Source organism: Emticicia sp. 17c (assembly GCF_037153985.1).
GTDB lineage: Bacteria > Bacteroidota > Bacteroidia > Cytophagales > Spirosomataceae > Emticicia.
Genome location: NZ_JBBAYI010000003.1, coordinates 165,193 through 188,407, shown reverse-complemented (window position 1 = coordinate 188,407; position 23,215 = coordinate 165,193). Strand labels below are relative to the sequence as shown.

The following is a 23,215-nucleotide window of genomic DNA, read 5'->3' as shown; positions in this document are numbered from 1 at the left end:
TTGTTTAGGGATGTCAAGAGGGTGAATGAAAATTTAATAGTATACGTCGGGCTTTCAGAAAAAGGCTATTATCTTTCAGATATTTTGCAGGCTGATAGTCCGAAATTTATTTTTACAAGTATTAGAAAGAACAGCAATCAAGAACACATAAAGTATGAAAAAAAGATGGTATTTACTTTTAAGCCTGCTCAGTGGTATATATTTAAGTGCTTGCGGCCCGAAAGTAAAAGTGGAAGAACGTATTTTAAACGACAACTGGGCAATAGCCTCTACTAAAGACACAAAGGCAGATGCCAAAACAATTTCAACACAATTAATCAATCCTGAGAAGTGGGTGAAGACCACCATACCTACCACCGTACTCGGAGCATTGGTAGAAGCCGGAGTTTATAAAGACCCCTTTATGGGTAAAAACCTCGAAAATATTCCAAGAGCTCCTTTTGAAAATAGCTGGTGGTTCAGAAATACTTTTCAGATTAACGACCTCGACACAAACGAAGAGCAATTAACCTTACTCATTGATGGGGTCAATTACCGAGCTAATTTCTGGCTTAATGGCACACAAGTAGCAACACAAGATACCCTTTTTGGTGCTTTCAGGCAGTTTGCGCTTGATATTACTAAAGCCACCAAATCGGGAGAAAATGTGTTGCTGGTAGAGGTTTTTCCGCCGCAGGTCAGAAACTTCTATATGGGTTTTGTTGATTGGGCACCTACACCGCCCGACCACTATATGGGTATTTATCGTGAAATAAGGCTGAAACGGTCTGGAAAGGTATCGATGAATGCCAGTTTTGTTGCACCCGACCTCGACCCTAAAGATTTATCAAAGGCAACATTGACCGTCAGTACAGAACTCACCAATCATAGCGATGTATCAAAAACAGTTGAAGTAACTGGCCATATAGAAGAAATAGTTTTTAAAAAAACGGTTACTTTACAGCCGCGTCAGCGTAAAGAAATAAAGTTTACACCTGCTGATACAAAAGAGCTTACTATCAAAAAACCTCGTTTATGGTGGCCTAATGGCTTAGGAAAACCAGAACTATATACCCTGCAACTGGAAGTGAAAGAAAATTCAACCCTACTTGATAAACAAAGTACCCGCTTTGGTATACGTAAGATTGAAACCTACCTGAATGCAAAAGACGTACGCGGTTATAAAGTAAATGGCAGAGAAGTATTAATAAAAAGTGCCGGATGGGTCGATGACCTGTTTTTAAGATATATGCCCGAAAAAGACGCTGCCCAAATCAGATACGTAAAAGAAATGAATTTGAATTCGCTGAGGCTGGAAGGAATTTGGGGTAATAATCACCATTTATATGATTTGTGCGATGAAAACGGAATTTTATTGATGGTTGGCTGGAGTTGTCAATGGGAATGGCCTGATTATCTGGGAATGGAGTTGAAAATTAAGCCTGGCGATGAAAATCTGCCTATTAATGAAGGGGTCGATTTGTATGCGGTTAAACTAACATCCGATGAAGAAACCCTTTTGGCCAATTACCTTAGAGACCAAGTAAAATGGTTACGGAACCATCCGAGTATTTTTACATGGGCAGGTGGAAGCGACGCTATGCCTAAACCATCACTCGAAAAACGTTATCTTCAAATATTGCAACAATACGACCCCACACGCCCTTTCCTGATTTCTTCCGGCGAGTTTACCAGTACACTTACAGGTAAATCGGGTATGAAAATGAACGGTCCTTATGAGTATGTTCCGCCAGTGTATTGGTTTGAAGATAAAAAGCTGGGAGGTGCCTTTGGTTTCAATAGCGAAACAGGCCCCGGCCCTCAGATTCCGCCTGTTGAAAGCATCAAGAAAATGATGCCAGAGGCCGACCTCTGGCCGCCTGATAATAAAGTCTGGAATTACCACTCAGGTCGTAAAGACTTTAATACACTAGGGGTGTTTCTGAAAGCCTTAAATAATAAATATGGTGCATCACAGAATCTGGACGAACTAGCTTTAAAAGCGCAGGTTATGAACTATGAGGCCATCCGCCCCATGTTTGAAGCGTTTGTTATTAACCGACCTGTTGCCACTGGTGTTGTGCAATGGATGTTAAACTCTCCGTGGCCTGAGTTCTACTGGCAGTTGTATGATTATTACCTCATGCCCACAGGTGCTTATTATGGCACCAAAAAGGCATCTCAGCCTGTAAATATTATCTATAATTATTTTGCCCATACGCTGCATTTGAGCAACGACACACGCAATGCTCTTAGCAATTACAAGGCTGAGGTAAAAATCTATAATAAAGATTCAAAGTTGATTTTTGAAAAGACTGAAAACGTGAATTTAGGAGAAAATTCGACTAAAGAATGGCTTAAAGTTCCGGCTCTGGAAGGTACACACGAAGTATATTTTCTGGATGTAAAATTAAAAAATGCCAGTAACGAACTGATAGCTGATAACTTCTATTGGCTGGCAACACATCAAGATAAACTCGACTGGTCGAAATATTTCTGGTTTTATACGCCACAAAAACAATATGCCGATTTTACCCCTCTCAACAACTTGCCAAAGGTGAGCCTAAAAGCTGAGAAGAGTATCAAGGAGTCAGGGAACGACGAATATGAAATAAGTCTGAAACTCACTAATACGTCTGATAAACTGGCCTTCTTTGTAGAAGCCGAATTAGCAAAAGGGGCTAATGGCTCGGCTGTATTACCTGTATTCTGGTCAGACAACTACATTTCGCTAGCACCCAATGAAACTAAAATACTGACCGTGAAATGTTTTAAGAAAAATCTGGATGGTGCTAGCCCAAGTATCAGACTGAAAGGGTATAATCTATTAAAACCAATGACTTTGTAAACCAATGAGACTTAAATCTATTCACCTGACCGTTTTTTTATTCCTGACTTTTGTTTTTGCTAAAGCTCAACAGATTACAATAAAAAGCGCAAATATTATTGCTTCGGCCAATGTGCCTTCTCCCGTGAAAGAGACAACCGTTAAAATGCTAACAGAAGAAATTCAGAAGCGTACGGGCATTGTACTTAAACCTATCAGCAGCCAGCCCAAAACTGGCGAATATGCCATTGCGTTGGTATTATCAAACGAGAAAGACCTGTTTGGTAAAGCCATTCCGGTTAGTGCCGATAAAAACAGTGCCGAGTTTAAGCCTGAAGGTTTCAGGGTTGTATCAGAACTGACAGATAAAGGGGGGATTTTATGGATAATAGGAGCCGATGCCCGTGGTGTGTTATTTGGTGCCGGATGGGTGCTTCGCAAAGCAACATTAAACCCTAAAGCAATACAATTAGAAACAAAAATCAATATAGCTTCCTCGCCTGAATATCCTATCAGGGGGCATCAGTTAGGGTACCGGCATACGGCCAATTCCTATGATGCTTGGACGGTAGCACAATTCGACCAGTATATCAGGGAACTGGCTATTTTTGGGTCAAATGCAGTAGAAGGCATTCCTTTTCATGAAGACGAAAACCCAAGCCCTCATTTTAAAATGTCGGCGGCTGATATGCGCGTAAAGATAAGCGAGATATGTCAGGCTTATGACATGGACTATTGGGTCTGGACACCCGTAACCTTCGACCTGAAAGATAACCAGAAACGAACAGCCGAATTAAATCTTCATGAAGATTTATACAAGAAATGCCCACGTTTAGACCACATTTTTGTTCCGGGCGGCGACCCGGGCGATAATCACCCACGTGAGGTAATGCCATTTCTGAAAGAACTCCACGAACGGCTGGTAAAGTATCATCCGAACAGTAAAATATGGTTGTCGTTACAAGGCTTTAGTGTTGAACAGGTCGATTATTTCTATCAGTACCTGAAAGAAAACAAACCCACATGGTTGCAAGGGGTGGTTTCAGGGCCGGGTAGCCCGCCAATGGCAGAAACACGTTACCGACTTCCTAAAAATTATCAGCATCGCGAGTACCCCGACCTTACGCATAACGTCAGGTGTGAATTTCCGGTACGGGAGTGGGACCAAGCCTATGCTTTAACTTTAGGAAGAGAGGCCAGTAATCCACGCCCTTACGAATTTGCGGCAATTCATCAGACTTACGCCCCTTTTACTGATGGTTTTGTTTCTTACTCGGACGGGTGTCATGATGACATCAACAAAGTTACTTGGAGCATGAGGGCATGGAATACCCAAACCGATGTGAGAGAAATACTGGTTGATTATGGAAACTTTTTCTTCGGCAGAAATCTGGCCGATAACGTAGCAGACGGTATTGCAGCTTTAGAAAATAACTGGAAAGGGCCTTTGGCTCGTAATGGTGGGGTGGAAGCTACTTTTACATTCTGGAAGGGTATGGAGTCATCGGCTACGCCGCAATTAACCGAAAACTGGCGTTGGCAGATGTTGCTCCTGAGGGCGTATTATGATACCTATACCAGAAGACGCCTGATTTATGAGCAAGACCTTGAAAAGCAAGCGAATCAGGTTCTGGCAAATGCTTCGCAACTAGGCGCAGAAAAAGCTATGGCCTCGGCTGCCGAAATCATGGAAAGAGCAGATAAAATGCCTGTTGGTTATGATTTAAGAAAAAAAATTGAGCAATTGTGCCAGATGCTTTATGCCTCTATTGGTTTACAGACAAGTGTGCCTAAACACAAAGCTAAAGGCTATGAAAGAGGCTGCTTGCTCGATTTCATAGATTACCCGCTTAATAATCGGTGGTGGTTACAGGATGAGTTCAAAAAACTTATACCAATGGTAGCTACCAGCAAAGAGGCTGTATTAGAAAGGCTAAAGTTAATTAGTACATGGGAAAACCCCGGTGCAGGTAGTTTCTATGACGATGTGTCTAGCGTGAGTAAAGGGCCAAGAGTAAAAACAATTATTGATGATGCCACCGATATTGCATGGTGGGACAACGGCTTTAGTCGCACACGCTTATCGTCTCAGACGTTTCAGAAATGCCCCGAATTAGTGTATGATAACCTACAAGCTGATGCACGATATATTATCAGGGTTGCAGGGTCAGGAGAAGCGTTGTTACGTGTAGATGGCAAGAGGCTTGACCCGATTCTGTATAATCGTGAGACCGAAACTTTTAAAGAATGGATTGTGCCTTTCAATCTTACTCAGGATGGGCGCATCACAGTTACTTTTGATGAACCAGAGGAATCTCATCTGAACTGGCGTAAACATTCCAAAATTTCTGATATCTGGCTACTTAAACAATAAACAGCCATGAAAGAATTATTTCCGCTTGTCGGGATTGTCACGGTATTAAATACTCCCTTTAATACATCGGGAGACGTTGATATTCCGTCTCTCCGAAAAAATGTGCAATATGCCCTGCAAGCGGGAGTAAGTGGTTTTCTGGTACCTGCGTTAGCTTCAGAAGTAGCGACCCTAAATTTGACAGAACGCCTCAGCATTGTAAATGCTGTATTAGAAGAGGTGGCCGGACGCGTACCGATATTTGCCGGAGCAGGAGAGCTAGATGTGCTAAAACGCAAAAAGCTTATTGCTGAATACCTGCAAGCGGGCCATAAAAATATACTACTCCAGCTCCCTTTTACAGACATAAAGGGTTTTAAAGCTCAGATACATGAGGTGGCAGCTACCGGAGTAGAAACAATCATGATTCAGGATTGGGATGCAAGCGGCTATGGTTTGCCAGACGAACTGATTCTGGAGTTGTTTCAGGAGGTAGAAGCATTCCGATGTTTAAAGGTTGAAACCGTACCTGCGGGCGTAAAATATAGCCGGTTATTAGCTTTAACCGAAGGTAAATTACATTTAAGTGGAGGTTGGGCCGTAACCCAGATGATAGAAGGCTTAAAAAGAGGAGTGCATGCTTTTATGCCCACAGCTATGCACAAAACTTATTGCCGTATTTACGAGTATTTTCAGGCCGGAGAGCTACAAAAAGCCGAGCAGTTGTTTTATCAGCTATTGCCTGTACTGGCTTTTTCAAACCAGCATCTCGATATATCTATTCATTTTTTTAAAAGATTATTACATAAGCAAGGTATCTACAAGACACCTGCTGTGAGAGCGGCTTTATTACCTTTCGATGAAATACATCAACAAATAGCTGACACTTTGATAGAAAAAGTAATAACGTTGGAGAATTACACCCCTGCCTGATTATTTCCCTGCCAGATATTGGTTTCTGTATTCAATAGGAGTACAACCCTTGACTTGCCTGAACTGTCGGGCAATGTTTTTACTATCTGTAAGCCCCATATCAAGTGCAATTTCAAAAACAGTCATATCCGTTTCACGGAGCTTCTGGGTAAGTTTCTCAATCCGAAGATTAAAAATATATTTGTAAATAGGATACCCTGTAATGTACTGAAAACGTTTTTCGAGTGCTCTTCTTGACAAAGGAACCTGTTTCACTACATCGTCAACTTGCAGATTTTTATCAATATTCTGGTGAATAAATTTTAACGATGCAGCAATATAATCGTCATTAGTAGCATAAATATCTGTCGAGTGTCTGGTAACTACCTGTGTAGGTTTTACAATGATGTCATAATAATTTGCAGTGCCGTTTTTAATCATGTGTTCAAGCAATCTGGCGGCATCGTAGCCTCCTTTTTCGGCATCTTGCCCGATACTAGAAAGTGGTGGGTCTGAGAACTCACAAATCATTTCATCATTATCAACACCTAACACGGCCACTTCCTCAGGTATTCTGATTTGTGAATGCCGGCAGGCTTCTGTAATGTGTTGTCCCTGATTATCGTCACAAGCCATCAGAGCTATGGGTTTGGGTAACGACTTAAGCCATTGGCTCAAAGAACTAGGCTTATAATACCAGATTTCAGTTGAGCGCGCCATGGCGTGTTCAAAATAGTGTACTTTATAGCCGGCCCTTGTAATACGCTCTTCGTAGCCTTCGGCTCTCTCGCGTGACCACACGATATCTTTGAACCCATAAAAAGCAAAATTCTTGAAACCCTTGCGCAGAAAATATTCTGCACCCATTTCTCCGGCCTCTTTGTGCGCACCCGTAATATTCGGAATATCCCTGAAACGTTCTTTAAAGTCTTGAGCAATAACTGGTATACCTGCTTCAATAAATTTCTCAACGGCGGGGTCATTATATAGCTGTCCGATAATGCCGTCAGCACCCCATTCCAAAGCCCATTCCAGAATACCCTCCATCCCGATGGTTTCACGCTGAAAAAGGGGCATCCGGCAGAAAATCCATGGGCCATGCTCTTTCGAATATTTGGCAATCCCTTTCAACAGAGCCTTGCTATATTCTTCAGCAAAGTCAATTAAAAGAATAATCTTATACATATTGTTAGCGTTAGCTTGTTTTGCCGTATCAGAGGTAACTGTTAATTAAACAAGTCTCTCCAGCTTTTAACGGTTGCGTTGTTAACCAGTGGTTTTGCCCAGATACCAATACTAAATAAATACCCTAAGGTAACCAATAAAAATAGCATGGCAAAGCGTAGTTCGAATAATTCGCCAAGCCCTCCGATAATCAAGGGAACAATGGCACCTCCGGCAATACCTGTGCATAATATACCCGACAAAGTGCCGTGGTGTAACCGCACAGAATTAAGTGCCAGTGAAACTACAATAGACCACATAACCGACGCAAAGAAACCCGCAGCAGGAAATGCATAAAGAGCTATTTCAAGCGGGCCGAATAACCCAGCCAGTAACGAAACAATAGCGCCAAGCGTAAACGACATCAATACGCGGCGGCTATCAAACAGTTTCAATAAGAACAAACCTAATATACACCCGATAGTTAACAAACCCCAGAAATACGAAACAACCGAAGCCCCTAAGGTAGTAGGGTCAACTTTATGGTATATTTGCAGGAATTTAGAAATCCAGTTGGCAATGCCCTGTTCTGTACCTACATAGCAGAATATCCCCAGAAAAAACAACCATACGTATTTGTTGGCTAATAGTTCTTTAAAAGATTTGCCAGTATCGATTCGTTCGTCGTCTTTTAATACTACAACCGGAAATTTCACTACTTGAACAATAATTATCATTACAAGGGAAATCAAGGCGAAAGCCCAATATAACGACACCCATTTAAGGTCTGGTGGCACAACCTTGTTGAGCATTGAAATAATAAAGTTCGGATTCGCACTCGTATGAACATTCTTTACAAAATAGGTATATAGCATGGGGCTTAAAAAAGAAGCTCCTCCGAAGAATAACTGAGCCATTACAGAATTAAAGGCAAAGTTTGCTTCGCCTCCTGCAACTCTTAAAAGCGGGTTAATCACTACTTGTAGCATAGCCATACCCACGCCAATAATGAATAAAGAAACCAGTGCAACCGTAAAGGTAGGAATAACAGCAAATAGTAAAGCTCCTGCAAAAGCCAGTAAAAAGGCCCAGAATAAAACGCGTTTTTCGCGGTATTTCTCTACCAGTATACCCGACGGAATAGAGGCAACACCATAAGCCACAAAAAAGGCAAAGGGCAAAAAGCCTGTAAGCCCGATACCTAAATGAAAACCATCCGACAAGTCGGGAGTAATAGCAGAAAGGATATTACTTAAAAAGGATATAACAAAGAAAATGAAGAAAATAAGAATAACAATAAAAGTATTTCTTTTCATAGAAACGTAGATTTGTTCGGTTGAGGTGTTTTAAAGGTAAACATTAGATTTCTAAAATCAAAAATCTAATGTCGGGCAGCTATGAGCCAAAAGCTATGTTGGTATTAAAAGACTGACACAGTATCAGTCTTTTAATACATAATTTTTTAAACCTTGCGGAATTAATGCCGCAGCCCCAAGAAGCGCGATGTTATCGTCGGTTGATTGAAAAATCTTTAAGCGTTTCAACGACTCAGGAAAAGAAAAATCACTCAATGCCGCATACATACCATCTTTAAAAAACGGATAAGCCTTTGCCAGAGAGCCACCTAAAACAATGGCTTCGGGGTCATATACATACATGACCGCTTTCAGGGCTGTGCCGAGGTGTGCGCCAAATTCTTTCCAAAGCATAATTGATTTCTTGTCGCCGGCAGCGGCAGCTATGTTGGCTTCTAAAGCCGTAATGCCATGTATGGCTTCGAAGAAATTGTTGCTGGCATAATACTCAAAGTTTTTATCCAGATACGGCAGCAGGCCAATTTCGCCCGCTCCGCAGTTAATACCTGTATACAACTCATCTTCAATAATTATACCCGACCCCAAACCTGTGCCAGTAGTAACACCCACTACTGAGCTAAAACCTTTAGCAACACCAAAACGGTGTTCGCCTAAAGTAAAACAGTTTACATCGTTATTGACAAAAACCGGAATGTTAAATTCATCTTGCAGAATATCCCGCAGGGCTACTTCCTGCCACGACGGAATATTGGTTACGTTGTAAACGATACCCTTTTCGATATCAACTACCGAAGGTACGCCAATGCCAATGCTGTTTACCGAATAAGCCATAAAAGGCTTAATTAAATCAATTAATTGTTGTAATGTGGATGTAAGAGAATCTTTCTGTTTCAGCAAAATAGTGTCTTGCTTAATAACCGACCCATTCAGCTCGATTCCTGCTTTAATTTTAGTTCCTCCCAAGTCAACCCCTATATTCATAAGTATTTAGATTTTATCAGTCCATTGGTCTAGCCATAACAAGCCGTTTCCAACAGATTATAGTTTTTGTATGGCGTAATTGAATCAATTTTTACTCACGTTAACAATACTCAATATCAAGCAAAAGATACCATTCCAAAATAAAGGAATTTTAATTTTTTATTATTCTGTTTTCCGTATTCAGGGGGCATTTGTTTGGTAATCAGCCTTTAAGGGGTTTATAAATAATGGCCTGTTTTTGAGAAGAAATTTTACTAATTTTGACAAACGCTATTCAACCGAAAAATTAACTCCTGCCAGTATATCTCTTTAGCCAATTGGTTAAAAGAGCTAATGCTGGTTAACAACAACTGATTAATCTATGAATAAAATTACTCCCTACAACCAACAACTTAGGCATTACCACACAAAAGTAAAACTGTTTGCCGCGGCTTTATTGGCTTTGGGTATAGCAGCCAGTACTACACTCGAAAAACCAGCAGATACAGACTGGACTGAGTATAACGGTGGCCCAGACCGGAATCATTTTTCATCGCTTACACAAATTAATGTCGATAACGTAAGCCAGTTAAAACCTGCATGGGAGTATGCTTCTGGAGGAGCCGACACAATTAAACAAACTACACAGATACAGTGTAATCCGATTATAATTAAAGGAATACTTTATGGTGTATCGGCTGGGTCACAGGTTTTTGCAATGGATGCTGCCAACGGAAAAGAAATCTGGAAGACCCGATTAAATGATGATACTTTTAACATGACCAGCAGGGGAGTAAGCTACTGGACAGACGGAAAAGAGGCCAGAATATTTTTTGCTTACGGGGCTTTTATGTATGCCTTAAACGCTGAAAACGGACAACCCATAGAGACATTTGGCAAGAACGGAAAAATTGACCTCAAAGAAGGAATCACCCGTCCCGGTGCTGACGACTACGTGGTGTCTAATACTCCAGCCACTGTTTTTAAAAATACGCTTATTGTAGGCACAAGGGTTTCTGAGAGTGCATCGGCACTTTTAGGGGATATTCGTGCGTATGATGTCAGAACGGGACATCTACGCTGGACATTCCGTACCATACCCCGCCCGGGCGAATACGGGTACAATACATGGGAAAAGCAAAATTATCAGAACGTGGGCGGGGCCAATAGCTGGATGGGCATGGCCATTGACCGCCAACGCGGAATTGTGTATGTGCCTACTGGCTCGGCTGCATTCGATTTTTATGGAGGGAATCGGAAAGGTGATAATCTTTTTGCTAATTGCCTGATTGCGCTTGATGCCAATACAGGTAAAAGACTCTGGCATTTTCAGACTGTACACCACGATATCTGGGATAGAGATATTCCTGCGCCTCCTAATTTGTATACCATTACCCAAAACGGAAAGAAAACTGACGTTGTATCGGTGGTAAGTAAACAAGGGTTTACCTTTGTATTTAACAGAGTAACAGGTAAGCCTATTTTTCCGATTGAAGAACGCCAGTTTCCAGCTTCAGATATTCCTGGCGAAAAAGCAGCACTTACCCAACCTATACCTGTTTTGCCTGAACCATTTACGCGCCAGAGTTTTACGGCAAACGATATAAATCCATTTGCCTCTAATAAAGCAGAAATACTCGAAACATTAAAGAAAACCAGAACCGGCTCACCTTTTATTCCTTTGGGTCGAGAACGAACCATTTTTTTCCCGGGGAGCGATGGCGGTGCGCAATGGGGTGGGGCAGCCGTTGATGAAAACAGCGTGATGTATGTGCCTGCCAAAGAAAATCCGGTTTTTAGTTCTATCATTGATGCACCCGATTACACTACTAGCAAAGCCATGATTTCGGGTAAACAATTGTATCAGTCTTATTGTGCGGCTTGCCATGGTGCTGATAGAGAAGGAAACCATGATGGCACAATTCCGGGTTTACTAAATGTAACCAGCAAATACAACAATGCAGCTATTCAGCAGATTCTGGCAAAGGGTAGGGGAATGATGCCCGCCTTTACCAAGATAAAAGAACAGGATAGGCAAACAATTATTGATTTTCTGGCAGGCAAAAACACTTCTACGCAAAATAATACCAAAGCCAAGTTATCGACTGTACCTTATACACATACCGGATATAACCGCTGGTATGATAGCAACGGGTATCCGGTAAGTACACCTCCGTGGGGAACCCTCACGGCTATTAACATGAATACAGGTAAACGCCAATGGCAAGTGCCTTTGGGCGAGTATCCTGAGCTGACAGCTAAGGGAATCTCACCTACCGGAACCGATAATTACGGTAGTGCTGCCGTAACTGCCGGCGGGCTGTTGTTTATTGCTGCATCAAAAGATGAGTATTTCAGAGCTATTGACCGCAATACAGGAAAAACCCTGTGGAAGTTTAAACTACCTGCTGCCGGATACGCTTCGCCAAGCGTATATGCTGTTAATGGAAAACAATATGTAGTAATTGCTTGTGGTGGGGGTAAACTGAAAAGTAAATCCGGCGACCGCTATATTGCCTTTGCTTTGCCTTGAAAATATATTTTACCCTTGAAATTAAATGACTATGAAATTCGTAAGTATGAGAATATTGCCTTTTTTGCTGGTACTCCTCCTGTTGGCAGGATGGAAACCCGCAGTTGAGAACGTACAACCTACCCCTAAGGTTAAAAGGTATTTATATGTAGCTACCCCGGGTGTACGCGACTATCTGGGCTATGGTGGGCATGGTATTCAGGTGTTCGACATCGACAATAAGCATCAGTTTGTGAAGTTTATCCCTACTGCTGGCCTACACCCCGACGGCAAGCCTTCAAATGTAAAAGGTGTATGTGTAAGTCTGGCTACAAATTGTATTTATATAAGTACAGTTGAGGCCCTGCAATGTATTGACCTGACAACCGAAAAACTGGTATGGGAAAAGCAATTTGAGGGTGGAGCCGACAGAATGTCGGTGTCTCCCGACGGGAAAATAATTTATCTGCCTTCTTTTGAAAAAGAATTCTGGAATGTAATTGATGCCAGAACGGGTAATCTTATACAGAAAATTGTAACCAATTCGGGTTCTCATAACACTTTGTATGGGTTGTCGGGTAAGTATGTTTATTTGGCTGGGCTTAAGTCGCCGTACCTCACGGTCACAGATGCTAAAACTCATACTATCAGCAAGCAGGTAGGGCCATTCAATGCTGAAGTGCGGCCTTTTACCATTAATGGTGCCGAAACCCTAGCTTATGTAAATATCAATGGTTTGCTGGGCTTTGAAGTGGGCGACCTCAAAACAGGAAAGAAGCTACACAGAGTTGAGGTACAAGGGTTTAATAAAGGCGAAGTAAAACGTCATGGATGCCCCACACACGGTATCGGGCTGACACCGGATGAGAAAGAACTCTGGATTTGTGATGGTGCCAACAACCGCCTGCATGTATTTGATAACACCCAGATACCTCCTAAGCAAGTAACAACTATTACTGTAAAAGATATGCCCGGCTGGATTACCTTTAGCCTCGATGGTAAATATGCATACCCTTCGACCGGAGATGTAATTGATGTAAAAACACGTAAGATTATAGCCAGCCTTGAAGACCAAAACTATAATAGTGTGCAAAGTGAGAAAATGATAGAAATACACTTTTCTGGTACGAAACCCATACGTGCAGGCGACCAGTTTGGTATTGGAAGAGTATTAAAATAAGCCAGAAACAACAAACGAGGGAGCTTTTCAGAAAGCCTCCCTCGTTTGTTATATTATGATTAAACTTGTTATTGGGTTTTTCTGAACAGAAATGCAGGCGCATCAAAAGCCATACCGTTATCAATCATTAGTTCTCCTTCGCAAATCCTGATTGTACCTTTAATGAAATTATAGGTGCCGTCGTCTAAAGTTTCTTTTTCTGGTACTATTTCTACCCATAAATGTTTTTCGTATTCTTTTTGCACAAGACTAAAATTTACCGAATATTTCTTTTTATCGTTTTCATAGATTTCAGCCAGATTCTTATTTTCAGAAACTGCCGAAATAGCTATTTTAAGATTAGGCACTTCTTCGGCTGGTGGCGACATGGTTATAGTACCTTTCAATTGCCATAAGCCATAAATATTTTTTTTGGCATCGCTTACTTTGAGCGGTACATCGGCAGAATTATATAAGCACGCAAAATCTAGAATCGATTCTGCTTTGATGGAATTAGTAGCGGGAGCTGCCTCGTCGGGTTTTTCACAGGCACTTAAACCCAATAAAGTAATAAAAGCAGTACCCAAGAATAGGTTTTTCATAAATCAGTACAGTGTTTTTCTGACTAGGATGCTTTTTGGCTGAAAATAGTTGTAAGGCACTTGAAATTTTAATAAAAATTAACATTTCTAGCAACCATATCATAGCTTATAGGCTACCCAAAATGTCAGGTTCCTATTCCGGTATTCATACTCAATGTTGTCAGAGTATTTGTAATTAACATCTTTAAAACTGGGTTCATAATTAATGCCTAACTGAATTTGCTTGAGTTCAATTCCGCCGCCAACAGTCAGGCCCACGTCGAATCTCTTAACCCCTTTTTTTCCAAAAGTATTAGTCCAGACTTTTTCATCAGGTAAATTTACACCTGTATGATTTTTTTTAGTGATATTTCTACCGCCTATACCATAAGCAACATACGGCCCTGCATTACCTGTTATTTTAATTTTATTTCTGAGCGATTTCTTAAAGGCCAGTGCCAGAGGTATTTGCATATATAATTGATGAATCGTATTCACCCAAAAAGTTACTGGCGGTTTAGACGAGCCAAGCCATATATCGCTCCCTTTATATTCAGCCCCTTTGTTAGAAAAATATAAACCCGATTGCAGAAAACACGAAGTGTTCATGGCATATTCGGCAGAAAACCCAACCATGAAACCTTTTTTAAGATTAACGCGAGAATGAAAGTCGGGCCTGTATGAGGAGCCAGATAAATTAATGCCTGTTTTTACGCCATAACTGAAAGTAGTTTGCTGAGCCAGTGTATCGGCTGCATTGAAAAGACTGCCTGCGCCCAGCAAAAAAATAAACATAAAGTTTTGTAGTGTACTAATAGAATAGTTTTTCATAAATGTGTTGAGGTAAAAAGGAAAATACCTGTAAAAAACAGGATGCTCCATGCAAGCAAAAGGTTGGGAACCCCAGCAGATTTATTTAGTAACAGCCAATAAACAGAATGTGTGCCTTAAACTTACCTTAAAAATTGTCCGTTTAACCGATAAAAGCCACTAGTTGACCTAATATAGTTTACTAACGTATGTAGTATAGGTAACTTTGAACGAATAAAATAAAAACTTTATGATATCTGTTAAAGTCACCGATGTATCACATCAGTTTTCTAATCAGGAATATGTGCTGAACCATATCAACCTGAGTGTGCCGGAAGGAAGCATCTATGGGTTTCTTGGCCCAAACGGAGCCGGAAAAACTACTACTTTGCGACTTATTCTAGGGCTTCTGAAAAAACAGAGAGGAAGCATAGAAATTTTTGGAAAACCATTCGAAGAAAACCGAATTGAAATCCTGCAAAAAATAGGCTCTTTAATCGAAAGCCCCTCTCTTTACGGGCATTTATCGGCCATTGAAAACCTGCAAGTCTGGCAAAAGATTTACCAAGCTCCCGACAATCGTTTACCAGAAGTACTTAAAATGGTTGAGCTGTCAGATACCGGACGGAAAAAAGCCGGCCAGTTTTCGCTAGGTATGAAACAACGTTTAGGTATTGCCGTGGCCTTGTTGCATAGTCCGTCGTTACTGATTCTGGACGAACCCACCAATGGCCTCGACCCAAGTGGTATTGTCGAGATTCGGGAACTCCTGAAAAAGCTCAACAAGAACCACGGTATCACTATTATTATTTCAAGCCACCTACTGGCCGAAATAGAAAAACTGGTGACTAATGTTGGCATTATTAATAAAGGAAAAATGCTCTTTGAAGATACCCTTGACGAGCTATTGAAACGCCAGTATCAGACCTCAGCCGTATACTTCGACACCGCTAATAACCAAGCGGCACTGCAACTGATGCACAATAAAAAAGTTGATGCCAGAATTGAAAAAGAAAGAATTGTGGTGCCTCAACTTGCTAAAGAGGTGATAGCCGAGCTTAACCGCGACCTCGTAGCGAATAGTATAGATGTGTATGGTATCAGACCTCTGGATAATGACCTTGAAAGCATTTTTATGAATTTAACCAATAACTGATTATGATAAGCTTTATTAATAGTTTTAAGAGCGAATGGCTCAAAAAAAAAGGTACAGTGGCATTCTGGCTTGTTATTATAGGTAGTTTTTTTATTCCTTTAATCATGACCGCCCGCGGCTTGTTTTACCCCGAAACTTTTGCAGCCGAAGCCAAAAGCTCGTTTTTCTGGCAGGCTGGTATGAACCGGAACTGGCAGTTAATGGCATTTTTCCTGCTACCTATGGGAGTAGTTATGGCTACAAGCCTTATTACACAAATCGAGTTCAGAAACAACACATGGAAACAACTGCACACAAGCCCACAAAGCTATCCGGTTGTTTTTCTGAGCAAACTTTCGGTTATAATTGTAATGTTACTGCAATTTTTCCTGCTTTTCAATGTAGGGATATATCTTTCGGGGGTAATTCCAAGCCTTGTTTATACCGACATTGATTATCCGCAACAAGCCTTTCCGTTTAAAGATTTTCTGAAGGTAACCGCGTTGTTTTTTATAGATTGTTTACCTATTGTTGCTTTTCAATATCTGGTTAGTTTACAATTCAAAAATTTTCTTGTTCCCTTAGGTGCTGGTATTGGTTTACTTATTGCTTCGCTCATAGCCGTACAATGGAAATACGGTTATACAATTCCGTATACATATTGCCCCTATAATTTTCTCGCATTAAGGCCATCTAACGGAGGGGCATTTCCGGCCGTAAATATTCATTATATGGCATTGGCTTATTTTGTGGGCTTTACAATTGTTAGTTATTTATTGTATATTACAAAACGCGAAAAGGGCTGATAACTAAACTTTAGAGAATGATATGAAAAAAATGGTTATTGTTTTTTTGCATATAGGCTACTGGCTATTATATCTGATATTGTTATTTATTATTATGATGTGCCTGTACATAGGAAGCCAATTCAGAACATCACCGTTTTTTTTAGACATCCGATTTGAAATTTTTTTCTCAGCCTTTGCTATATTTCCTGCCGTATTAGGCTTTTATTCGTTCTATAATTTTCTTTTTGATAGATTTTTGCTTCGGCGGAATATCCTTTTACTATTTGTCTTGGGTATTACTTTTTCGTACATAATCAGTTTTATCAGTGCTGCGCTTATCTCTGTATTGCATATATTTAATATTGGCCCCAGTATATTTGGTAATAAACTGAGCGCAGTGGTATCAATAATGACAATAATTGCCATTATTGCAGTATTAAACGGTGGTATGGGCTTATTGGTTAAAGGTTTTATCAGGTGGTACGGCGATTTGAAACTGAAAGAAGAACTGCTCACAAAAAACTTTGAGATGGAACTGGCCTTGATTAAGTCGCAGATTAGCCCGCATTTTTTGTTTAATACACTTAATAATATTGATGTACTTATTACAAAAAATGCGGCAAAGGCATCGGTATATCTCAATAAACTGTCTGATATTATGCGGTTTATGCTTTACGAAACCAAGTCAGAAAAGGTAGATTTGGAAAAAGAAATAGCTTACATTGAAAAATATATCGATTTACAGCGAATCAGAAGGGCTAACCCTAATTTTGTTGAGTTTATTATGGCAGGTGAAACAGGTGGTAAACAAATTTCGCCTATGATTCTGTTACCTTTTATCGAAAATGCCTTTAAACATGCCGATAATAAAAAGAATGAGCATATTATCAGAATCAGAATTGAAACAGATACCCACTTACTTGTATTTGAGTGTGAAAACAAATATTCAGATTCGGCTTTGAAACAAGAGTTCAGTGGTCTTGGTAATGAACTTATTAAAAGGCGTCTGGCATTGCTTTATCCTGATAAGCATACTTTGCTGATAAATAAAAATGCTGAGATTTATTACGTGAAATTAATAATACATATTGATGAAAATTAGTTGTATTCTTGTAGAAGACGAGCCTTTAGCATTAGAGCGGCTTGAAAATTATGTTCAGAAACTACCATTTCTGAACTTACTGGCTACATTCGACAATGCCATTGATGCACTGATTTTTCTGAAAACCCAGCAGGTTGACCTGCTTTTTCTTGATATTAATCTGGGCGATTTTTCTGGCATTAAACTACTCGAAACCAGTAATATTAAAAGTCAGGTAATACTCACAACAGCCTATCATGAATATGCCATTAAAGGGTTTGATTTAAAAGTAACCGACTATCTGTTAAAACCTTTTACGTTTGAACGCTTTGTACAGGCCGTTGAGCGAGTACAACAACACTTCTCTAAAATAGAAGTAGTTAAGCCAGTCATGAATTTTATGTTTATCAGAACTGAATATCGGCTTGAAAAAGTTTTTTTTGACGAGGTTCTTTTTATTGAAGGCAAAGGAGATTACAGGCGGATTCATACACTTACAAAGAAAATCATGACCCTTCAGACTTTTACCGAGTTTGAACAGGAAATTCCACCTTCGGTTATTTGTCGTGTGCATAAATCATATATGGTAGCTATTGCCAGAATCGATTCTATTGAAAAAGACCGTATTCGTATTAATAATATACTTATCCCTATTTCGGATAGTTACAGGCAGGTATTTTATGAAACCATTAATCAGACAACAAAATAACAGTATGGCCCAAAATGTCATTTTATTGTCTGCCGGTATTACATGATTTCTGCTAATTTTGTAGCAGAAATCTAAACAGAATGGCCGCAAAAAAAATAGTATTTATGCTTTTACCTGAGATTCAACTCCTTGATTTGGCAGGAGCTGACCAAGTATTTTATGAAGCTATTTGTTATGGTTCTGACCTCAAAATTGAATATTGCTCTATTGAAAATTCAATCAGTACTTCTACCTTATTACCTATTGGTCAGGTAAAAAGGTTTACCGAAATTGTTTTTCAGGAGGGAGATTACCTGATTATACCCGGAGCTGAAACGTCCTATCTGTTATCAGACGGTTTTCGGGTAAAGAAAGAGTTGTTTGAGTGGCTCAAAATGGCATATATGCAAAAGATAATCCTTTGCTCAATTTGTACGGGTGCTTTTGTTTTAGCATTGGCTGGGTTGCTAGACGGGCGAAAATGTACGACCCACTGGAAACGTACTGCACACTTACAAACACTTTTTCCGAAAACAGAAGTAGTTGAAAATATCTTGTTTATTGAAGACGAACGTATTCTGACAAGTGCCGGTGTAACGTCGGGTATTGATTTGGCTTTGCATATCATCAGTAAACTTGAAGACGATGCTTTTGCGTATAAGGTGGCACGTGAGTTAGTGATTTATATGCGGCGGCAAGGTACACACGCGCAGCAAAGTATATTTTTGCAATACCGTAATCATATTCATTCGGGTATCCATAAAGTGCAAGACTGGCTTCAGGACAACATCAGTCAGAAATCATCATTGCCCGAATTAGCCGAAATTGCCTGCATGAGTACAAGAAACCTGACGAGGGTTTTTAAAAAGGAAACAGGTATTTCAATTAATGATTTTACTACGCTAATCAGAAAAGAAAAAATAAAAGCACTCGTTAAAAACCCTGACATGACCCAAAGCCAGATAGCCCGTCATTGTGGTTTAAAAAGCGAAAGGCAGGTAATAAGGCTAATGAAACAACTCTAGCCTGTAATGTTATTACAAAGATTCTGTAAATTATGAAAAAGCTATTGCCCAAAATAGGGCAGGCTACACTATACATATTATTCTTAAACAGATAACAGCATGAAACGCACTGATATTTTTCCTATGCCGGAATACTTCGACAGGTACATTAATCTGGCCGAAGATACTGATTTGCAAGAGGCTTTAAAAATAAGTCTGGATGAACTGAATTACCTGCCTTTGGACCAATGGAGGCAAATAGGCGACAAGGTTTATGCCCCTGCCAAATGGACAATCAAGGATATTCTTCAGCATATAATCGATACTGAAAGAGTTTTTATGTATCGAGCTTTGTGCTTTGCCAGAGGCGAAACCGCTCGAATGCCATCCTTTGAAGAAGACGAATATGCCCGAAATGCTGCCGGAGTAAATCGCTCATTAGATGACCTGATTGAAGAATTAAAAATAATCAGGGCTTCTGCCATAGCCATGTTTCATTCATTTACGGATGAAATGTTGCTCCAGACAGGACTTTCATTTAAAGGAACATATTCAGTGCTGGCCATTGGGTTTATTATTGCGGGGCATCAACGTTGGCACTTCAATATTATTCAGGAGCGTTATGCTTCGTTGGCTAATGGCTGAAACTGTTCGCACGTGTAAAAGTGCGAACAGGATTTCGTTACGGAATGATGGTTGCAATCACTCTTTTGTATCTGCTTAATGCAGGTTGGCCTTTGTCGCTTACTTTTAAAATGAAATGGATAGTTTGCGGAGTTTCAACCTTAGGGGCTGTAAATGGTACACGATACATATTGGGGGCATACGGGCGAAAACTGATATTGCCCTGATAAGTACCTGCTTCCCGATACTGAAACCAGAAATAGCTCAACGCATCGCCGTCGGGGTCAGTGGTTCCTTTGGCATCCAGAAAAAACTGCTCACCCGATTTTACTGTGATATTTTCAGCATGATTTAGTTTAGGAACAGGCGGATGATTAGCCGCCGTATAAGGTTGGTAGGTCCAGTCCATACGTGCGGCAAAATCATTTTGAAAATCTTCACGCCAGCGCATAATTGTTTCAAGATTGCCAACATAAGTTTTTTTATCAACAGACGACACCAACGAATCATTAGCGTTGGTCCATATAGGGTGGCTTTCGGGTTCTTCCTGATGCGGAACTTTAAAGTACGGGTTGGGCTTGGGTTTTTCAAATACGGGGGTATAAAATTCATACCTACCTCCCCAGCCACCATAATTCGGATGTTCGGGGTTATTAAGTCCATTAGAAATTAACCCTAAAAAAGTAGGGGTGTCTCCTTCCATGCCATAGGCTACATCAGGGTACATGGTTCCTAATACGCTATGCCCTTGTTGAATATGTTCAGTTAACCATTGATTCGAGAAAACCGCATTATTAAACCCTGCCGACTGCGCATTAATACCCCTCCATGTCGCTTTCTCGTAAGTATAACCAGGAGTAACAGTAAAAAATATAGTAGGAAAAGTCTTCCGAATCCACGGATTTGAATCGTCTTGGTCTGAAATCGTATTGACACGTATCTTATCGTAGAGTTTCTGCGCTTCGGTAGTAGATTTGGTCTGCTTTATTTTCCAGAGTGCCTGTGCCAGACAATTACTGCCACCCCACACACAAAACCATACAGGGCGGGAATCGTTTTTTTCTAATACCCTGATAATCCATTCCGAGCCTTCTGAGTCTTTACCTTCACCTACACCTTCCATGCCATATTTCTCAAGCCCTTTTTTTATTCTTGTTTTTAATTCTGCGGCAGTCGGATACCCCCTTTCATGTTTAAGTAAATTGGGTTGTACCTTTCCGTAAGCATCAATAATAGCATGAATGCTTTCTACGGCAGCCCAGTTTTTCTGGTGAATAGAGGTAGTTGCTATTAAGCCTTCAATATCCCATTGATTGGCATAAGTCAGAAAACGAACCATCGACTGTGAGTCATCGGGGTCGGCTTCAATGTCAGTCAAGACTACCACTCTTAATTTTGTCTGATTCTGGGCCATTAATCCAGTTTGTAGAAATAAAATAAAAAGCAAGAAGGATACGTATTTCATGGAGAAGTAAGAGGTAATGTTCATAATAAAATTCAGATTAGGGGCGTACGCGCTAAAGCTATGCTTCTTTCAGGTATCAAAGCTAATACAGGTATTTCAAATAAACCAGTTTTCTTTGCTCATTATAATGGGCTTAATGAAAAGATGTATTGCTTGAGAATCAATAAAGATAAAGACAGATTTTCTAGTAGTAATTTATTAAATATCAGCATAATTTATGATAAGTTTGCCTAAAAAGCTGCCTGTAAATACTTAGTTAGTAGTCAGCGGCCTGATATGTTTAATAAACCCAACCAGAATATGAAAATAAAAACATTTGTTGCTTTTGTTGTGAGTTTAGGTATTTTAGGGTCAGTACAAATGGTTCTCGCGCAGACTCCAGTAAAGCCGCGGACGATTGTGACAACTGATGGCGAACTGGATGATGTGGACTCCTTTATAAGGATGCTGTTATATGCTAATGAATTTAAGCTGGAAGGGCTGATTTATAGTAGTTCTCAATGGCATTATAAAGGTGACGAAAAAGGTACCAGATTTACATCTGAAATGGAGTCTACGGCTAAACGTTATGGAGAAAGAACCGAACTCCGTTGGCCCGGTACCACATGGATGCAAGAGTTATTGCAGGAGTATGCCAAAGTGCAGCCTAATCTTGCCAGACACGCACAAGGATACCCCACCGCTGAGGCTTTAAAGCAACTGGTTAAAGTGGGTAATATTGACTTTGAAGGAGAAATGATTAAAGTAACCGAGGGCTCAGAGTTAATTAAGGATGTATTGTTAGATAATAATCCTCAGCCTGTGTATTTGCAGGTATGGGGAGGCACCAACACAATTGCCCGTGCCTTGAAATCAATCGAAGAAACATATAAAGGGAAGGCCAACTGGTCGCAGATTTATGAAAAGGTATCAAAAAAAGCAATTATATATACTGTTCTTGACCAAGATGCCACCTACAAAAAGTATGTGGAACCTCATTGGCCCAACATAAGGGTTTTTTATAATGCCAACCAGTTCTGGTGTCTGGCCTACCCGTGGACATTCGTCGTGCCTACCGAATTACAGCCATTCCTTAGGGGTGGTTTTATGAGTAAGAATATTATTCATAACCACGGGCCATTACTAGCTAAATATTACTCTTGGGGAGATGGAAAAAAAATTGTAGGTGACCCCGAACATACACAAGGAACGCTCGAGGATATGAATAAAAATAAAATGACGCAGTTTGATTTTATTTCGGAAGGAGACTCGCCTGCTTATTTTCAACTACTGGATGTTGGGCTTATGAACCTTAATAACCCTGAATATGGTGGTTGGGGAGGCAGAATGGTGCAATCAACCACTAATCCGAATCGTTGGGAAGATAACGCTAACCTGACAGATTATAACTACTTTACCAAAAAACAAGATGCGTCATTTCCGCAAACACGCTGGATTGAAGCTCTGCAACTAGATTTTGCCGCTCGTGCCGACTGGTGCATAAAATCTTATAAAGAAGCAAACCACGCTCCTAAAATTACTACCAGAGAAGGAAACATAAGGAAAGTAAAAGCAGGTGAAAAATTAATGATAACGGCTTCCTACACTGACCCTGATGCTAACACTGTGGCTTTCAGTTTCTGGCAATATGCCGAAGCAGGTACGTCACCCGAAAAAGTAAGCATTATACAAAAGCAACATATAGCTCATATTGAAGTGCCGGCTACTGCAAAAGCTGGTGATACTATTCATATAATTGTGGAAGGAAAAGATAACGGAATACCCTCGTTGATTCGTTATCAGCGCGTAATCTTACAGATAGTTGAATAATAAACATGATTGGTCTTTCATTGGGTTATATTGCCCCATGAAAGACCC

General features: G+C 40.3%; 18 protein-coding genes. 12 read left to right on the top strand and 6 right to left on the bottom strand.

Annotation, left to right across the window (positions count from 1 at the left end; all coding sequences use genetic code 11):
- The first annotated feature begins 154 nt into the window (after positions 1–154).
- Genes WAA15_RS08565 through WAA15_RS08555 form a run of 3 tightly spaced genes read left to right on the top strand, consistent with a single transcriptional unit; the run spans position 155 to position 6,092 of the window.
- Positions 155–2,827 (top strand): glycoside hydrolase family 2 protein, encoded by a 2,673-nt coding sequence (locus WAA15_RS08565; protein ID WP_337042313.1) that lies wholly within the window; start codon positions 155–157, stop codon positions 2,825–2,827.
- Positions 2,828–2,831: 4 nt separating this feature from the next.
- Positions 2,832–5,180: a hypothetical protein gene (locus tag WAA15_RS08560; protein WP_337042312.1), complete on the top strand. Its 2,349-nt coding sequence runs from the start codon at positions 2,832–2,834 to the stop codon at positions 5,178–5,180.
- A gap of 6 nt (positions 5,181–5,186) precedes the next feature.
- Positions 5,187–6,092, top strand: coding sequence for a dihydrodipicolinate synthase family protein (locus tag WAA15_RS08555; protein WP_337042311.1), 906 nt, complete (start codon positions 5,187–5,189; stop codon positions 6,090–6,092).
- On the opposite strand, the gene WAA15_RS08550 is transcribed toward WAA15_RS08555, so the two are convergent.
- The 3 genes from WAA15_RS08550 to WAA15_RS08540 form a co-directional block, all read right to left on the bottom strand.
- Positions 6,093–7,256, bottom strand: a complete 1,164-nt coding sequence (locus WAA15_RS08550; RefSeq protein WP_337042310.1) for an AraC family transcriptional regulator — start codon at positions 7,254–7,256, stop codon at positions 6,093–6,095.
- 41 nt (positions 7,257–7,297) lie between these two features.
- A complete protein-coding gene (locus WAA15_RS08545) occupies positions 7,298–8,551 on the bottom strand; it encodes an MFS transporter (RefSeq protein ID WP_337042309.1) in 1,254 nt (417 codons plus the stop codon).
- 123 nt (positions 8,552–8,674) lie between these two features.
- Positions 8,675–9,532, bottom strand: coding sequence for an ROK family protein (locus WAA15_RS08540; protein ID WP_337042308.1), 858 nt, complete (start codon positions 9,530–9,532; stop codon positions 8,675–8,677).
- A 361-nt stretch (positions 9,533–9,893) separates the two neighbouring features.
- Between WAA15_RS08540 and WAA15_RS08535 the strand changes: the two genes are divergently transcribed.
- Positions 9,894–12,044, top strand: coding sequence for an outer membrane protein assembly factor BamB family protein (locus WAA15_RS08535; protein WP_337042307.1), 2,151 nt, complete (start codon positions 9,894–9,896; stop codon positions 12,042–12,044).
- Between the two features lie 31 nt (positions 12,045–12,075).
- Positions 12,076–13,203: a YncE family protein gene (locus WAA15_RS08530; RefSeq protein WP_337042306.1), complete on the top strand. Its 1,128-nt coding sequence runs from the start codon at positions 12,076–12,078 to the stop codon at positions 13,201–13,203.
- 68 nt (positions 13,204–13,271) lie between these two features.
- Here the strand turns inward: WAA15_RS08530 and WAA15_RS08525 are convergent, their stop codons facing one another.
- On the bottom strand, positions 13,272–13,784 hold the full coding sequence (locus WAA15_RS08525) for a hypothetical protein (RefSeq protein ID WP_337042305.1): 513 nt from the start codon (positions 13,782–13,784) through the stop codon (positions 13,272–13,274).
- Positions 13,785–13,883: 99 nt separating this feature from the next.
- Entirely contained in the window at positions 13,884–14,594 is a 711-nt protein-coding gene (locus tag WAA15_RS08520) for a porin family protein (RefSeq protein ID WP_337042304.1), read from the bottom strand.
- 229 nt (positions 14,595–14,823) lie between these two features.
- Here WAA15_RS08520 and WAA15_RS08515 point away from each other — a divergent pair, with 229 nt between their 5' ends.
- The 6 genes from WAA15_RS08515 (at position 14,824) to WAA15_RS08490 (ending at position 19,914) form a co-directional block, all read left to right on the top strand.
- A complete protein-coding gene (locus tag WAA15_RS08515; RefSeq protein ID WP_337042303.1) occupies positions 14,824–15,729 on the top strand; it encodes an ABC transporter ATP-binding protein in 906 nt (301 codons plus the stop codon).
- 2 nt (positions 15,730–15,731) lie between these two features.
- On the top strand, positions 15,732–16,514 hold the full coding sequence (locus WAA15_RS08510) for an ABC transporter permease (RefSeq protein WP_337042302.1): 783 nt from the start codon (positions 15,732–15,734) through the stop codon (positions 16,512–16,514).
- A 22-nt stretch (positions 16,515–16,536) separates the two neighbouring features.
- Positions 16,537–17,598: a sensor histidine kinase gene (locus tag WAA15_RS08505; protein WP_337042301.1), complete on the top strand. Its 1,062-nt coding sequence runs from the start codon at positions 16,537–16,539 to the stop codon at positions 17,596–17,598.
- Positions 17,588–18,286 carry a LytR/AlgR family response regulator transcription factor gene (locus tag WAA15_RS08500; protein ID WP_337042300.1) on the top strand — a complete coding sequence of 233 codons (699 nt, stop codon included), beginning with the start codon at positions 17,588–17,590 and terminating at the stop codon, positions 18,284–18,286. Before WAA15_RS08505 ends, WAA15_RS08500 begins: the two co-directional genes overlap by 11 nt.
- Before the next feature lie 80 nt (positions 18,287–18,366).
- Complete coding sequence (locus WAA15_RS08495; protein ID WP_337042299.1) at positions 18,367–19,290, top strand: GlxA family transcriptional regulator; 924 nt, start codon at positions 18,367–18,369, stop codon at positions 19,288–19,290.
- Positions 19,291–19,389: 99 nt separating this feature from the next.
- Entirely contained in the window at positions 19,390–19,914 is a 525-nt protein-coding gene (locus WAA15_RS08490; RefSeq protein WP_337042298.1) for a DinB family protein, read from the top strand.
- A gap of 37 nt (positions 19,915–19,951) precedes the next feature.
- On the opposite strand, the gene WAA15_RS08485 is transcribed toward WAA15_RS08490, so the two are convergent.
- The gene (locus tag WAA15_RS08485; RefSeq protein WP_337042297.1) at positions 19,952–21,358 is read right to left on the bottom strand and encodes a DUF1593 domain-containing protein; all 1,407 of its coding nucleotides are present in this window, start codon (positions 21,356–21,358) and stop codon (positions 19,952–19,954) included.
- A gap of 300 nt (positions 21,359–21,658) precedes the next feature.
- On the opposite strand from WAA15_RS08485, the gene WAA15_RS08480 reads away from it, so the two are divergent.
- The gene (locus WAA15_RS08480) at positions 21,659–23,167 is read left to right on the top strand and encodes a DUF1593 domain-containing protein (protein ID WP_337042296.1); all 1,509 of its coding nucleotides are present in this window, start codon (positions 21,659–21,661) and stop codon (positions 23,165–23,167) included.
- Positions 23,168–23,215: the final 48 nt, after the last annotated feature.

What these genes read in the sequence shown, in the direction of transcription:
- WAA15_RS08565 (WP_337042313.1), top strand. Translation starts at nt 155, where the DNA reads ATGAAAAAAAGATGGTATTTACTTTTAAGCCTGCTCAGTGGTATATAT.
- WAA15_RS08560 (WP_337042312.1), top strand. Translation starts at nt 2,832, where the DNA reads ATGAGACTTAAATCTATTCACCTGACCGTTTTTTTATTCCTGACTTTT.
- WAA15_RS08555 (WP_337042311.1), top strand. Translation starts at nt 5,187, where the DNA reads ATGAAAGAATTATTTCCGCTTGTCGGGATTGTCACGGTATTAAATACT.
- WAA15_RS08550 (WP_337042310.1), bottom strand. Translation starts at nt 7,256, where the DNA reads ATGTATAAGATTATTCTTTTAATTGACTTTGCTGAAGAATATAGCAAG.
- WAA15_RS08545 (WP_337042309.1), bottom strand. Translation starts at nt 8,551, where the DNA reads ATGAAAAGAAATACTTTTATTGTTATTCTTATTTTCTTCATTTTCTTT.
- WAA15_RS08540 (WP_337042308.1), bottom strand. Translation starts at nt 9,532, where the DNA reads ATGAATATAGGGGTTGACTTGGGAGGAACTAAAATTAAAGCAGGAATC.
- WAA15_RS08535 (WP_337042307.1), top strand. Translation starts at nt 9,894, where the DNA reads ATGAATAAAATTACTCCCTACAACCAACAACTTAGGCATTACCACACA.
- WAA15_RS08530 (WP_337042306.1), top strand. Translation starts at nt 12,076, where the DNA reads ATGAAATTCGTAAGTATGAGAATATTGCCTTTTTTGCTGGTACTCCTC.
- WAA15_RS08525 (WP_337042305.1), bottom strand. Translation starts at nt 13,784, where the DNA reads ATGAAAAACCTATTCTTGGGTACTGCTTTTATTACTTTATTGGGTTTA.
- WAA15_RS08520 (WP_337042304.1), bottom strand. Translation starts at nt 14,594, where the DNA reads ATGAAAAACTATTCTATTAGTACACTACAAAACTTTATGTTTATTTTT.
- WAA15_RS08515 (WP_337042303.1), top strand. Translation starts at nt 14,824, where the DNA reads ATGATATCTGTTAAAGTCACCGATGTATCACATCAGTTTTCTAATCAG.
- WAA15_RS08510 (WP_337042302.1), top strand. Translation starts at nt 15,732, where the DNA reads ATGATAAGCTTTATTAATAGTTTTAAGAGCGAATGGCTCAAAAAAAAA.
- WAA15_RS08505 (WP_337042301.1), top strand. Translation starts at nt 16,537, where the DNA reads ATGAAAAAAATGGTTATTGTTTTTTTGCATATAGGCTACTGGCTATTA.
- WAA15_RS08500 (WP_337042300.1), top strand. Translation starts at nt 17,588, where the DNA reads ATGAAAATTAGTTGTATTCTTGTAGAAGACGAGCCTTTAGCATTAGAG.
- WAA15_RS08495 (WP_337042299.1), top strand. Translation starts at nt 18,367, where the DNA reads ATGGCCGCAAAAAAAATAGTATTTATGCTTTTACCTGAGATTCAACTC.
- WAA15_RS08490 (WP_337042298.1), top strand. Translation starts at nt 19,390, where the DNA reads ATGAAACGCACTGATATTTTTCCTATGCCGGAATACTTCGACAGGTAC.
- WAA15_RS08485 (WP_337042297.1), bottom strand. Translation starts at nt 21,358, where the DNA reads ATGAAATACGTATCCTTCTTGCTTTTTATTTTATTTCTACAAACTGGA.
- WAA15_RS08480 (WP_337042296.1), top strand. Translation starts at nt 21,659, where the DNA reads ATGAAAATAAAAACATTTGTTGCTTTTGTTGTGAGTTTAGGTATTTTA.